Here is a 14,572-nt window from a genome sequence, read left to right as displayed (position 1 = left end):
AAAGGAATGGTAATGTCTAAATTAAATCCTTACTTTGGCGAATTTGGTGGGCAATATGTTCCCCAAATATTAATGCCGGTACTTGAGCAACTCGAGGACGCCTTTATTTCGGCTATCAACGATCCTAACTTTCAAAAAGAATTTAACGATTTATTAGTTAACTATGCAGGCAGACCAACCGCATTAACTTTATGCAAAAATCTCACCGCTGGCACGAAAACCAAGCTTTATTTAAAACGGGAAGATTTGGTACATGGCGGTGCACATAAAACGAACCAAGTTTTAGGACAAGCCTTACTTGCAAAAAGAATGGGGAAAACCGAAATTATTGCTGAAACAGGTGCAGGGCAACATGGAGTAGCATCAGCTTTAGCGTGTGCATTACTGGGTTTAAAATGCCGAATTTATATGGGTGCGAAAGATGTTAAACGCCAAGCACCGAATGTGTTTAGAATGCGACTCATGGGGGCAACGGTAATCCCAGTTGAAACAGGATCTGCAACCTTAAAAGATGCCTGTAACGAAGCATTGCGCGATTGGTCTGGAAGTTATGAAAAAGCCCATTATATGCTTGGTACGGCTGCGGGTCCGCACCCTTTTCCAACCATTGTGCGTGAATTTCAGCAAATGATCAGCCGTGAGGCAAAACAGCAAATTCTTGCAAAAGAAGGGCGCTTGCCAGATGCGGTGATTGCTTGTGTTGGCGGTGGTTCAAATGCTATTGGTATGTTTGCTAATTTCATTGACGATAAATCGGTCAGATTAATAGGTGTTGAGCCCGGTGGTCATGGTATCGAATCCGGTGAACATGGCGCTTCGCTTAAACATGGTAAATTGGGGATTTATTTTGGTATGAAATCGCCAATGATGCAAACAGATGAAGGGCAAATTGAAGAATCATATTCGATATCAGCAGGACTTGACTTCCCATCGGTTGGGCCACAGCATGCGTATTTAGATAGTATTGGTCGCGCTAATTATGTGTCAATTACTGATGATGAAGCGCTTGATGCCTTTAAGGCCTTATCGCGGCATGAGGGCATTATCCCTGCGCTAGAATCATCACATGCATTAGCCTATGCCATGAAAATGATTAAAGAAAATCCCAATAAAGAACAGTTATTAATCGTTAATCTATCGGGTCGTGGCGATAAAGATATCTTCACTGTTTATGATATTTTAAAAGCAAAAGGAGAAATCGAATGAACCGTTATCAAGAACTGTTTGCCACATTAACAGCCGAAAAACGCGGCGCTTTTGTTCCTTTTGTACCGGTTGGCGATCCAACACCAGAACAGTCGTTTAAAATCATCCAAACTTTGATTGAGTCGGGCGCCGATGCGTTAGAGTTAGGCATTCCATTTTCAGACCCGATGGCCGATGGTCCAACCATCCAAAATGCCAATATTCGTGCATTCAAAGGTGGAATAACCGTTGAAAAGTGTTTTGAGATTCTAACTAATGTGAGAGCGCAATATGCTAATATCCCAATAGGATTACTTATTTATGCTAATTTAGTTTTCAAAAAAGGTATCGACAATTTTTATGCTAAGTGCGCCAAAGCGGGAGTTGATTCGGTATTGATTGCCGATTTACCTGTTGAATATGCAAAAGAATTTACAGGAGCAGCAGAAAAATACAATATAGCGCCAATTTTTATTTGTCCACCTAATGCTGATGATGAAGTCATTAGAAATATTGCTAAGCATGGTAAAGGTTATACCTATTTGGTCTCACGTGCAGGTGTTACTGGTGCTGAAAATCGCGCTAATAAACCACTTACGCATTTGTTAAAAAAATTAATTGAGTTTGGTGCGCCTCCGGCTCTACAAGGATTTGGTATTTCCGAGCCAACTCAAGTTAGCGAAGCGATTAAATCAGGTGCGGCTGGAGCGATTAGCGGATCAGCAACGGTTAAAATTATTGAGAAAAACCTTGATAATCCTGAGCAAATGATTAACCAATTAGCCAATTTTGTCCAAATAATGAAAAAGGCAACTAGCAAGTAATTGATGGCAAAAAGTAATGGGCGCAATAATCGACTTGAAAAACGAATTATTGTGCCAATATTAGTTAATTAGTTATGCTTAATTTAATTGGTATACGCTTTAAAATTAACTTGATTTGCAGTTGCATTTTATTGAAAATGCCGTATAATTCTCATCCATCTATCGCGGGGTGGAGCAGCTTGGTAGCTCGTCGGGCTCATAACCCGAAGGTCGTTGGTTCAAATCCAGCCCCCGCAACCACTTAAATTTTCATTCATAAATCAATCTATCCTGTTATTGTTTGAAAGTTCGAATGAAGTGGCTTCATTATAGTTAGTTTTTAAATGTAAGCCTCGCATGTCGAGGTTTTTTTTCGTGTTGTTATTTAAGCGTAAGTTTAAAAGAAATGTTGGGCTATATGCCCTTTTTTATTTTCTGCAGTGGAGGTTTGTTTGGCTAATATAGAACAGCAATTGACCGATATCATTCAAGAGCCAGTGAATGCACTAGGTTTTGAGTTAGTTGGCGTTGAATATATTCGTGGCCGTTATCCTGTGTTACGAGTTTATATTGATAGTGAAAATGGTATAACTGTTGATGATTGTGCTGATGTTAGTCGACAAATTAGCACGGTGCTTGATGTTGAAGACCCTATCAAAGATGCTTACAATCTTGAAGTTTCATCGCCGGGTATGGATAGACCTTTGTTTACGCTTGAACATTATCAGCGCTTTGTTGGTGAAGAAGTCACAGTGAGTCTACGTATTCCTGTTGCCAACCGCCGCAAATGGAAAGGACGGATTAAGTCTATCGATAGTGAAATGATTACATTAACTGTAGATGATAATGATGAAGTGTTTGCTTTTAGCAATATTCAAAAAGCAAACATTGTACCTAATTTTAACCTTAAATAGAGTGCGGATATAAAGGATGAATAAAGAAATTTTAGCTGTTGTTGAAGCGGTATCAAACGAAAAAGCGCTTACGCGCGATAAAATTTTCGAAGCGTTAGAAACCGCATTAGCAACGGCCACTAAAAAGAAACATGCTGTTGATATTGATGTTGTAGTAAAAATTGACCACAAAACTGGTGATTATGACACATTCCGCCGTTGGCATGTTGTTAACGAAGTTTCTCAACCAACGAAAGAAATAACAATAGATGCAGCACAATACGAAGACTCATCAGTACAACTTGGCGATTATATTGAAGAACAAATTGAATCTGTTGCTTTTGACCGTATTACTACGCAAACGGCAAAACAAGTAATTGTGCAAAAAGTGCGCGAAGCTGAACGTGCAATGGTGATTGACATGTTTAGAAATCGTATTGGTGATATTGTGACAGGTATTGTCAAAAAAACTAATCGCGATAGCGTAATTCTTGACTTAGGCAACAATGCTGATGCAATGATGTCACGCCATGATATGCTGCCGCGTGAAAACTTCCGCATTGGCGACCGCGTCCGTGGTATTTTATATCTTGTAGAACAAAATAATAAACCAGCACAACTTTGTATCAGCCGTTCAAATCCTGAAATGATGGAAGAGTTGTTCCGTATTGAAGTGCCCGAAATTGGCGAAGAGATGATCGACATCAAAGGTGTGGCTCGCGATCCGGGGTCGCGTGCTAAAATTGCAGTTAGCAGTAATGACCGTCGTATTGATCCTGTTGGTGCATGTGTTGGTATGCGAGGTGCGCGTGTACAAGCTGTATCGAATGAATTTGGTGGTGAACGTATTGATATTGTTTTATGGGATGATAACCCTGCACAATATGTAATTAATGCTATGGCACCAGCCGATGTCGTTTCCATCGTTGTTGATGAAGATAAACATACTATGGATGTTGCAGTCAATGCCGAAACCTTACCACAAGCTATTGGTCGAAATGGTCAAAATATCCGTTTAGCTTCTCAGCTTACTGGTTGGACATTAAATGTGATGAGCACTGAAGATTTGCAAGAAAAACACCATGCAGAATCTTTTGCTGCAATCAATAATTTAATTAAACATCTTGATATTGACGAAGGACTTGCACACCTATTAGTTGAAGAAGGATTTACCTCACTTGAGGAACTTGCCTATGTGCCAGTTGACGAATTGCTTGAAATCGAAGAGCTTGATGAAGAACTCGTTGAAACATTAAGAAATCGAGCAAAAGATGCATTAACAACAATTGCACTAGCAAATAGTGGCGATAAACAACCTGCTCAAGATTTACTTGAACTGCCAGGTATGACACAAGAGTTAGCCTATCAATTAGTACAACATGACATCATTACTTTGGAAGATTTAGCTGAACAAGGTACCGATGATCTAGCCGATATTGAAGGAATAACAAGCGAACAAGCTGGCGATTTTATTATGGCTGCACGTAATATTTGTTGGTTTGCAGATGAATAATTGAGGGAAAGTAATACATGACCAAAGTATCAATAGAAACACTGGCTCAAGAGATAAATACTCCAGTGCAAACACTTTTGCAACAGTTTGCTGATGCAGGTATAAAGAAATCTGCATCTGATACTGTTACACAAAAGGAAAAAGAAGTTTTGCTTGCTCACTTGAATCCTCAGCAAGGCCCAACAAAGTTAACGTTGCAACGTAAAAAGCACTCAACCTTGAATGTGTCGAGCGGTGGTGGTAAAAGCAAAGAAATTAAAGTGGAAGTCCGTAAAAAGCGAACTTTTGTTAAACGTGTTCCTGCTGACATTGCTGCAGAACAAGAAAAAGCACGCCTAGAAGCTGAACAAAAAGCTAAGCAAGAAGCCGAATTAAAAGCACGTAAAGAAGCTGAAGAACAAGAAAAGAAAGCCGCACAAGAGGCAAAAAAACGCGCTCAAGAGGAAAAAGAGAAAGCAGCTCAAGAACAATCAATCGATCCAAAAGTGAAAAAAGCGCAAGAAGAAAAAGCACGTTTAGAGGCTGAGGCGAATGAAATTAAACGTAAAGCTGAAGAAGAAAGTCGCCGCAAATTAGAAGAAGATGCTAAGCGTATGGCTGAAGAAGCGCGTAAGTTAGCGGAACAATATAATGAAGTTGATGATAGCGATCATACAGAAGATGAAGATTATCATGTGACAACCTCTAAATACGCAAGAGCAGCAGAAGACGATACCGATCGTGAAGTTGAAAGTGCTCGAGGGCGAGGCCGTAATGCCAAACAAACCAAGCAGAAAAAAAGTAGTAAATTATCTGAAGGTAAAGCAGAACGTGAAGAAGCGCGCGCAGTGACGCGTAGTGGTCATAAAAAGAAGGGTAAAAGTACTTTACAACAAAGCTTTACAAAACCTGCTCAAGCGGTTAACCGTGATGTTGTTATTGGTGAAACAATCACCGTTGCCGAACTGGCTAATAAAATGGCGGTAAAAGGCTCTGAAGTGATTAAAACTATGATGAAAATGGGCGCAATGGCAACCATTAATCAGGTTATCGATCAAGAAACAGCACAATTAGTTGCTGAAGAGATGGGACATAAAGTTGTACTTCGCCGTGAAAATGAGCTTGAAGAATCTCTTATGAGCGATCGTGATACTGGTGCTGAAAAAGTTTCTCGTGCACCTGTAGTCACTATTATGGGACACGTTGACCATGGTAAAACCTCATTACTTGACTATATTCGTAAAGCAAAAGTGGCTTCTGGTGAAGCGGGTGGAATTACACAACATATCGGTGCTTATCATGTGAAGACTCCAAATGGAGAAATTACTTTCTTAGATACCCCTGGTCATGCAGCATTTACTTCTATGCGTGCACGTGGTGCTAAAGCAACGGATATTGTAGTACTTGTTGTTGCAGCGGATGATGGCGTGATGCCACAAACCATTGAAGCGATTCAACATGCTAAAGCGGCAAATGTGCCAATGGTGGTTGCAGTAAACAAAATTGATAAACCCGAAGCAGATCCTGAGCGCGTAAAAGGTGAACTTGCGCAATATGGCGTAATGTCAGAAGACTGGGGCGGTGATACTCAGTTTGTGCATGTTTCAGCAAAAGCAGGAACAGGCGTTGATCAACTTCTTGAAGCGATCTTATTACAAGCTGAAGTACTTGAATTAACTGCATACGAAACAGGTATGGCAAGTGGTGTTGTGATTGAATCATTCCTTGATAAAGGCCGTGGTTCTGTTGCAACGGTACTAGTTCAATCAGGAACTTTACGTAAAGGCGATATCGTTCTTTGTGGATTTGAATACGGACGAATTCGAGCAATGCGTAATGAATTAGGTAAAGAAGTGACTGAAGCGGGTCCATCAATACCGGTTGAGATCCTTGGCTTGTCTGGCGTGCCATCAGCAGGTGACGAAGCCACCGTTGTGCGTGATGAAAAGAAAGCACGTGAAGTTGCCCTTTATCGACAAGGTAAATTCCGTGATGTGAAACTAGCACGTCAACAAAAAGCGAAACTTGAAAACATGTTTACCAATATGACAGAAGGCGATGTTTCTGAGCTTAATATTGTATTAAAAGCAGATGTTCAAGGTTCTACTGAAGCGATCTCTGATTCATTACTTAAACTATCAACTGATGAAGTTAAAGTTAAAATTATCGGTTCAGGTGTGGGTGGTATCACTGAAACCGATGCATCACTGGCTGCAGCATCAAATGCGATTATTTTAGGCTTTAATGTTCGTGCCGATGCGTCAGCGCGTAAAGTAATTGAATCAGAAAACTTAGATCTTCGTTACTATTCAGTAATTTATGATCTGATTGACGAAGTTAAACAAGCCATGAGCGGTATGCTTGCACCAGAATACAAACAAGAAATTATTGGTCTTGCTGAAGTGCGTGATGTATTTAAATCACCTAAATTTGGTGCAATTGCTGGTTGTATGGTAACCGAAGGTGTGGTTAAACGTCACAACCCAATTCGTGTTCTACGTGATAACGTGGTTATCTATGAAGGTGAACTCGAATCATTACGTCGCTTTAAAGATGATGTTAACGAAGTGCGTAACGGAACCGAATGTGGTATTGGTGTGCGTAACTACAACGATGTTCGTGTTGGCGATACGATTGAAGTCTTTGAAACTATCGAAATCAAACGTACGATCTAATTACAACGTATTAATGTTATAAGCAAGGTTTTAGCCTTGCTTATTCATTTTTTAAGGGAAATAGATATGGCAAAAGCATTTAATCGTTCATCTCGAGTTGGGCATGAATTACAAAAAGAAATTGCAATTATCTTACAACGAGAAATCAAAGATCCTCGTCTTGGCATGGTCACTGTTTCGGGTGTTGATATCTCGCGCGATCTTGCCTATGCTAAAGTGTTTGTCACTTTTTTAAATGATGATGATCCTCAAGTGATTGAACAAGGTTTAGCGGTACTTAATGACGCTAAAGGTTATATTCGCACGTTAATTGGCAAAGCGATGCGTTTGCGAATCATTCCTGAGATCAAATTCTTTTACGATGAGTCACTCGTTAAAGGTATGCAAATGTCAAGTTTGGTGGCAGATGTTATCAAGCATGATAACGAACGTCATAAAGATTAATATTAAAAAATAGCCCTGAAGTTTGTCAAAAAGTTTCAGGTAGCTATGCGTTTCAGTATAAAATAAATGATGAATATAAAAAGAACTCGCCGTGATCTTCACGGCGTTTTGTTACTAGACAAACCACAAGGCATGACATCCAATGATGCGCTGCAAAAAGTGAAATGGCTATTTAATGCTAAAAAAGCCGGGCACACAGGGGCACTTGATCCATTAGCAACAGGTATGCTGCCTATCTGTTTTGGTGAAGCGACCAAATTTTCACAGTATTTATTGGATTCAGACAAACGTTATCGAGTGATCGCCAAACTTGGTGAACGAACAGATACCTCTGATGCTGATGGTCAAATTATTTGTACCAAAACTGTGAAAGTGAACGAATCGCAAATTAACCAAGCTTTAACGCATTTTCGAGGTAATATTTTACAGGTGCCAACCATGTTTTCGGCTTTAAAATATCAAGGTAAACCACTTTACGAATATGCTCGCCAAGGTATTGTCATTGAACGTGAAGCTAGACCTATTACCGTTTACGAAAATCAATTTATCCAATTTGATGCCATAAAAAACGAATTAACGCTAGAAATACACTGCTCTAAAGGCACCTATATTCGCACTATCATTGATGATTTAGGTGAATTACTGGATTGTGGAGCGCATGTAATTTATTTAAGACGATTACAAGTATCTAATTATCCAATTGATAAAATGGTTACCTTAGATTCATTACAAAATAGGTCTGAAAAAGATGAACTGTTAATGCCTGTTGATAGCCCGTTACAAGATCGCCCAAAAATCACGCTGACTAATGCACAAGGTAAAGATATATTGTTAGGCCGAACCATTGAACTTGAAAATTCCACACATGCTGAAACCTTGGTGCGAATTTATCAAGGTCAGCAATTTATTGGTGCTGGTGTGATGCAAAATAACAAGTTATTACCAAAACGCTTAATATCAACCTCGTAATTAATTAGGTATTTTTGTTAAATGCTAAATTTAATTTTAATAGCAATTAAAAAGCTAACAATAAGTTAAATTTAGCTAATTAATAAAATATCGGCTCAGTTTTAATAAATGTACAGTGCTTAATAGATTTTGATGTGCCTTTAATAATATCACACAGTATAGTTGCTGACATTTGCCCCATGTTAAACAATGGTTTATTAATCCGGCATAATCTATCTAATTCATTGTGTTTAAGTTCTTTTGATGCGCTAAAATACGAAATAGTAAGCGGTTTAGTCAGTTTAGGTTTACTTTCATTAGCTTGATGCAATGCTCCCAAAACCATGCTATCAGGTGATTGATTGTATTGCTTTTTATAATGATTTTCATCTAAATAATTTAAGCTAAAATTATCGGCGCAAATCACCGCAGTGGGTAATTTTGTGCCGTTTATTAATTTTTTAATAGCTGACGTAGCATGTTGATAAGTAAAACAGCCTTGAATAATATATCGAGGTTCGATACGAATATTTGCCCGTAACAAAGCTTGCTTATAACCTTGTAATAAAAGTACTGAATTCATCGCTTTGTCATCATTGAGCAAAATAGCAATTTGAGTATGATAATTATCAATCAAATATTGTGTTAGTTGATACCCAATGAATAAATGGTCAAAGTGAACACAAACAAAATCAAGTGAAAAGTGATTAACTAATACAATTGGTGGTAATGTATTTTTATAAGAAATTAGTGTTTTTAAGTAGGGAGCATCATTAATAATGATAATCCCATCAAAAGCGTTTTGAGCAACATAACGAATAATATGGTGAATATCACTTTTTTTATTATAAGGGAACTGCAGATAAAACAGTTGATACTGTTCTTCTTTTAAAACTTGTTCTAAACCAATATTGATTAAGCTTTTTGAAAACAGTTGATTATCAATAATTAATATTTTCTTACTGTTATGTGTTGGTTGATAAGGAGTGAAGTTTTTTGATGTGTCCATATTTAACGCTTCAATCGCTTGATAAACACGTAACTGAGTTTGAGGCGATGTCAAATGTGGTTTTTTTAATACTCGAGAAACTGAAGCAATAGAAATATTAGCTTTTTTGGCAATCGTTGATAGGGTAATTTTTGTCATAATCACGAATAAAAGTGAATTAAAGTGACTTATTACTTTACCGATATTAGGTTAATTTGTAAGAGATTGAATTTTGTTTTGTCGATCTGTGTTCCAAAATATTCATTACAGATATTTAAAGAAACTAAAATGGATATGCTTTATCAAAAATATGACATAAGTAATATAACTATGTTATATAGTGCAAAAAATATATTTGAATAAAAGAATAATTATTAAAAATTTAGGTAAAGTTTAATGCCTTATTCTATTAACAAAAAAGATAGCATCAAGCCATACTAAAATAAGAGGGATAAAAGGAATTTGATATGAAACTGAAATTTTTATTGGTTGCAATTTTATTTATGTTTAGTTATTGTGCCTGGGGGCAATTACTTGATATCAACCCTAAATATCGTGGTGAATCATTTTTTATGAGTGTTGATATGCATCAATTGCAACAAGATTGCGCTAGAAACGAAGATGAATATCATCAACTCGATAAAAAAGAAAAACTAAAATATGCTAGCCGTTGCCCACTCAATAATTTGAAATTTGATTTTAAACAGTTAGATAAATTAATCGATGATGATCCTATTGTCTATAATGGTAATGATTTTCAACTAAAATTGAGCATTAGCCCAATTAATTCTAAGAATAAAAACGAGGAAGATTTACCTCATTCAGGGCGAGAGATTACGTTATCTTTAATCCGTAAAAATCAGGTAATTGATAAGCTTTTTTTAGCAAATCACTCTTTTTCTAATAATCCTACTCTTTGGAATGGCTATCAGCATTATTATATTGCACCAAGTGGGGATATTTACACATTATTGTCAATAAAATCAGAACCGATTGAGGATGAGTCTGGGACGTTTCCTACATTATGGAAGCATTACAATATTGACACAAGTAATATGAAATTTGGGCTTAAAGAGATGCAAATCAATATGCCAGAAGCAACTTATCAAATTATCTATCCTAACCAATTTAATACTAAATTTCACGAAGGTGCTGTTGAGTATGGTTTAACATTAGAAGAGTCAATTGTACTTTTTGATCAATCATCTAAGGATGACTCTTCCGATTATAGTCTCGCTTCTAGAGTTTATCATTACTATCAAGATCAGCTAAAAGGAAAAGTAAAGCAGCTTGATAATAAAAAACAACAGCAAGATTCATTGCTGGCATTGGAACAAAATATAAATACAGCGTGTTTAATTACACCAGCGCCGATTTATGAAAGTAATATTGAACCTTATTTAGACAAAGTTTTGACTTGCTTAATTGATCAACATCGGCAGGCAATCAAACATGTGGAAGATGAGTTAGCTAATTAGTATTATTTGGCAATCATTATAATAAGTGAGTATAAATTTTATTAGTAAAAGATAATTTGTTATTGGTGAAGACTAAAAAATCATCTTATTTGTTTGAATAGTCAAATAACCTATGAAAATGTAAACTGCTTAGTTCATTTCCGAGTATTATTAAAAGCTCAGTATCAACAATGCCTTCTTGATGATGGCTTATCCTTTTAATGTTCATACTTTCAGTCAAATAAAAACTATTCATCTAATGCTATCGTCATGTATCTTTTTCCGCTATCTTTGACAATAAAGTGATATAATTACCGCTAAATTTTTTATTGGGTTTATAAATATGTCTGCATGGAATATTGCTATTGTGGGGGCGACAGGCCAAGTTGGCTCTGCGCTAGTTGAGTTGCTACAGCAACGTAGTTTACAAGACAGTAGTCTGAAAATTGAAAATCTCTATCTCGTGGGTAGCGATAATAGTGCTGGCGAAATTGTTCGCTTTGCTGGCAAAAATTTAACAGTGATTGACAGTACACAAATGGACTGGAGCGAGTGCCACTTTGCTTTTTTTGTTGCTGATGCTAAAACCAGTGAAAAGTATGCGCAAGTCGCAGCAGAATCGGGGTGTGTAGTGATTGATGCAAGTGGTTATTTTGCTCAGCAAGATCATATTCCATTAGTGGTACCTAAAGTTAATAATAGTGTATTGACCGAATACCGTAATGAAAACATTATCGCCGTTGCTAGTGCCACAGTGTGTCAGTTGTTGCGTTGTGTTGCTTCGTTAACTGATATGGAATTATTAACAAATTTACATGCGACTAGTTTTATCCCAGCATCATTGTATGGCAAATCTGGCGTGAATGAACTGGCAGGGCAAAGTGCCCGCTTGTTAAATGGTATGCCGGTTGATAATCAACTATTTGATAAGCAATTAGCTTTTAATTTATTACCGGTATCACACGAACATCACAATGTAATACTTGGAGAAAAATCCCAAGTTGATCAAATCCGTAAAGTATTGAGTAATTATGAACTTCCTGTTTCTATTGAGTCAGTGATTGTGCCCGTGTTTTATGGCGTGTCACAAGCTATTAATGTATCAAGTAGTTTGCCAATTGAATTAAATATGGCACGCTTTGGTGAATTTGGTGTTGAAGTGCAAGGCGATAATTTGCCAACGCCAGTGACCGAAGTTAGTACCGAATCAGAACACAATTTGGTTATAAAGTTGGCAAATCTAAGACACAGTTATGGTCATTATGAACAAATTCAATTTTGGTCAGTAGCCGATAATATTCGTTATTTAGGGGCGTTGATGTTAATTGAGACGCTTGAGATCCTCATTAATGACTATATATAAAATTGCCCTTGGTATTGAATATGATGGCAGTGGTTATTTTGGCTGGCAACGCCAGCAGTCTGTCGATTCTATCCAAGAAAGGCTAGAATCTGCGTTATCCATTATTGCTAATGAGCCAATCAACGTATTTTGTGCGGGTCGAACCGATGCTGGCGTGCATGCGACAGGACAAGTTGTGCATTTTGAAACCCAAGCTGAGCGCTCACCGAGTGCTTGGACAATGGGGGTTAATTCGCATTTACCGGATAATATTGCAGTGCGCTGGTCGCAAATAGTTGAGGATAGTTTTCATGCAAGGTTTAGTGCGACAGCTCGACGTTACCGTTATGTGATCTATAATCATCGCTATCGTCCAGCTATTTTAGCTAAAGGGGTGTCACATTATTATTTGCCATTAAACGAAATATTAATGCACCAAGCTGCGCAGTATTTATTAGGTGAAAACGACTTTTCATCATTTCGAGCAGCTCAATGCCAATCAAGAACGCCTTGGCGCAATATTCATCACATTGAAGTGACAAGGCAAGGTACATATATTATTGTTGATATTAAAGCTAATGCATTTGTGCACCATATGGTACGCAATATTGTGGGGAGTTTACTTGAAGTTGGTGCGGGTAATCAGCGTCCAGAGTGGATTTATGAACTTCTGCAAGCTAAGGACAGAACGCAAGCCGCCGCAACAGCAAAACCGGAAGGATTATATTTAGTTCAGGTGGATTATCCATCCGAATACCAAATACCCGATCCGAGTTTAGGTCCATTATTTTTAAAATAAGCAACGTAGCTTAGCAATAAATTCAATTTAGAACAAAAGATGAATGTCATGAATACTGATCGAACAAGCACAAACAGAGATTATAAAAATCAAGATACGAAAAAATCAAATCTGCACAATATTAAGCTTCCACCGCACTCGATCGAAGCTGAACAAGCGGTGCTGGGTAGCTTGATGCTTGATAATCAACGTTGGGATGCGGTATCTGAAATGATCACTGAGCGGGATTTTTACTCGCGTCATCATCAATTGATTTTTTCTGAAATGCATACCTTGGTCAGCAAAGGGACACCAATAGATTTAATTACCCTTTCAGAAAGTCTTGAAAGTAAAGACCTATTAGCCGATGTAGGTGGTTTTGCTTATTTGGCGGAGCTTTCTAAAAACACCCCAAGTGCGATTAATGTTGTTGCTTATAGCGATATTATTCGCCAACAAGCGATTTTGCGTGAATTAATCAGTGCATCAAATGATATTGCTGATAACTGTTATGCTACCGAAGGGCGCGATAGTACCGAAATTTTAGACTTGGCGGAAAGTAAAATCTTCCAAATTGCTGAAAGCCGGACTAAACAAGGCGAGGGTCCAAAAAGTATAACCGAAGTGTTAGAAGCAACGGTTGCTAAAATTGAAGAATTGTTCCAACGCCCGCATGATGGTGTGACAGGGGTTTCAACTGGTTACATTGATTTAGATAAAAAGACGGCTGGTTTGCAACGTTCCGATTTAATTATTATAGCGGCAAGGCCATCAATGGGTAAAACCACGTTTGCCATGAATTTGTGTGAAAATGCTGCCCTAGAGCAAGAAAAGCCTGTATTAATATTCAGCTTAGAAATGCCATCAGAACAAATTATGATGCGTATGTTAGCGTCACTTTCGCGTGTTGATCAAACCCGAATTCGGACAGGGCAACTACAAGATGATGATTGGGCAAGAATTTCAAGCACTATGGGCTTATTGCTGGAAAAGAAAAATATCTATATTGATGACTCATCTGGCTTAACGCCAATGGAGTTACGTTCAAGAGCCAGACGTATTTATCGTGAGCATAAAGGGTTAAGTATGATTATGGTCGATTACTTACAACTTATGCGCGTGCCGAATATCTCTGAAAATCGTACCCTAGAAATTGCCGAAATATCGCGCTCACTAAAAGCTTTGGCAAAAGAGTTACAAATTCCTGTCGTTGCACTATCACAGCTTAACCGTAGCTTAGAGCAACGTGCTGATAAAAGACCGGTTAACTCAGACTTACGTGAATCGGGATCTATTGAACAAGATGCCGATGTGATTATGTTTATCTATCGTGACGAGGTGTATAACGAAGCGTCTGAACATAAAGGTATTGCCGAAATCATTTTAGGAAAACAACGAAACGGTCCAATTGGTAAAGTACGATTAAAATTCCAAGGTCAGTTTTCACGTTTTGATAATTATGCAGATAACAGTAAATACCTAGATGATGAGTAAAAATTAAACGTAATAAGCATCAATAACAGCGTAAATAGGTTTACAACTCTATTTACGCTGTTTTTTTATCGCT

At 37.7% G+C, this 14,572-nt stretch carries 12 protein-coding genes and 1 tRNA gene; 12 read left to right on the top strand and 1 reads right to left on the bottom strand.

The annotated features are described in order from the left end of the window. Positions 1–12: 12 nt before the first annotated feature. The 8 genes from trpB to truB all read left to right on the top strand — a co-directional run bounded on the left by trpB (position 13) and on the right by truB (position 8,461). Positions 13–1,206 carry a tryptophan synthase subunit beta gene (gene trpB, locus A9G23_RS04790; RefSeq protein WP_065586533.1) on the top strand — a complete coding sequence of 398 codons (1,194 nt, stop codon included), beginning with the start codon at positions 13–15 and terminating at the stop codon, positions 1,204–1,206. Then, positions 1,203–2,009, top strand: coding sequence for a tryptophan synthase subunit alpha (gene trpA, locus A9G23_RS04785; protein ID WP_065586532.1), 807 nt, complete (start codon positions 1,203–1,205; stop codon positions 2,007–2,009). The genes trpB and trpA overlap by 4 nt, the downstream gene beginning before the upstream one ends. 163 nt (positions 2,010–2,172) lie before the next feature. Continuing rightward, positions 2,173–2,249: transfer RNA gene (locus A9G23_RS04780), tRNA-Met, on the top strand. 191 nt (positions 2,250–2,440) lie between these two features. After that, positions 2,441–2,902: a ribosome maturation factor RimP gene (gene rimP / locus A9G23_RS04775; protein ID WP_065586531.1), complete on the top strand. Its 462-nt coding sequence runs from the start codon at positions 2,441–2,443 to the stop codon at positions 2,900–2,902. Positions 2,903–2,918: 16 nt separating this feature from the next. Then, positions 2,919–4,394 (top strand): transcription termination factor NusA, encoded by a 1,476-nt coding sequence (gene nusA, locus A9G23_RS04770; RefSeq protein ID WP_065586530.1) that lies wholly within the window; start codon positions 2,919–2,921, stop codon positions 4,392–4,394. Between the two features lie 17 nt (positions 4,395–4,411). Further along, the gene (infB, locus tag A9G23_RS04765; RefSeq protein WP_065586529.1) at positions 4,412–7,048 is read left to right on the top strand and encodes a translation initiation factor IF-2; all 2,637 of its coding nucleotides are present in this window, start codon (positions 4,412–4,414) and stop codon (positions 7,046–7,048) included. A 66-nt stretch (positions 7,049–7,114) separates the two neighbouring features. Then, positions 7,115–7,492 carry a 30S ribosome-binding factor RbfA gene (gene rbfA / locus A9G23_RS04760; RefSeq protein ID WP_065586528.1) on the top strand — a complete coding sequence of 126 codons (378 nt, stop codon included), beginning with the start codon at positions 7,115–7,117 and terminating at the stop codon, positions 7,490–7,492. A 66-nt stretch (positions 7,493–7,558) separates the two neighbouring features. Further along, the gene (gene truB, locus A9G23_RS04755) at positions 7,559–8,461 is read left to right on the top strand and encodes a tRNA pseudouridine(55) synthase TruB (protein WP_065586527.1); all 903 of its coding nucleotides are present in this window, start codon (positions 7,559–7,561) and stop codon (positions 8,459–8,461) included. 79 nt (positions 8,462–8,540) lie between these two features. On the opposite strand, the gene A9G23_RS04750 is transcribed toward truB, so the two are convergent. Next, positions 8,541–9,587: a LacI family DNA-binding transcriptional regulator gene (locus tag A9G23_RS04750; protein WP_065586526.1), complete on the bottom strand. Its 1,047-nt coding sequence runs from the start codon at positions 9,585–9,587 to the stop codon at positions 8,541–8,543. A gap of 308 nt (positions 9,588–9,895) precedes the next feature. Between A9G23_RS04750 and A9G23_RS04745 the strand changes: the two genes are divergently transcribed. From A9G23_RS04745 to dnaB, 4 genes are all read left to right on the top strand, one after another. Then, positions 9,896–10,906: a hypothetical protein gene (locus A9G23_RS04745; RefSeq protein WP_065586525.1), complete on the top strand. Its 1,011-nt coding sequence runs from the start codon at positions 9,896–9,898 to the stop codon at positions 10,904–10,906. A 322-nt stretch (positions 10,907–11,228) separates the two neighbouring features. Beyond that, positions 11,229–12,248 (top strand): aspartate-semialdehyde dehydrogenase, encoded by a 1,020-nt coding sequence (locus A9G23_RS04740; RefSeq protein ID WP_065586524.1) that lies wholly within the window; start codon positions 11,229–11,231, stop codon positions 12,246–12,248. After that, the gene (gene truA, locus A9G23_RS04735) at positions 12,235–13,026 is read left to right on the top strand and encodes a tRNA pseudouridine(38-40) synthase TruA (protein WP_065586523.1); all 792 of its coding nucleotides are present in this window, start codon (positions 12,235–12,237) and stop codon (positions 13,024–13,026) included. The genes A9G23_RS04740 and truA overlap by 14 nt, the downstream gene beginning before the upstream one ends. Before the next feature lie 48 nt (positions 13,027–13,074). Further along, a complete protein-coding gene (dnaB, locus tag A9G23_RS04730; protein WP_065586522.1) occupies positions 13,075–14,499 on the top strand; it encodes a replicative DNA helicase in 1,425 nt (474 codons plus the stop codon). Positions 14,500–14,572 lie beyond the last annotated feature (73 nt).

Source organism: Gilliamella sp. App4-10, assembly GCF_001690495.1.
GTDB classification, from domain to species: Bacteria; Pseudomonadota; Gammaproteobacteria; order Enterobacterales; family Orbaceae; genus Gilliamella; species Gilliamella apicola_G.
Note: the sequence above shows the minus strand (reverse complement) of the source record. Positions and strands in the feature narration are given on the sequence as shown.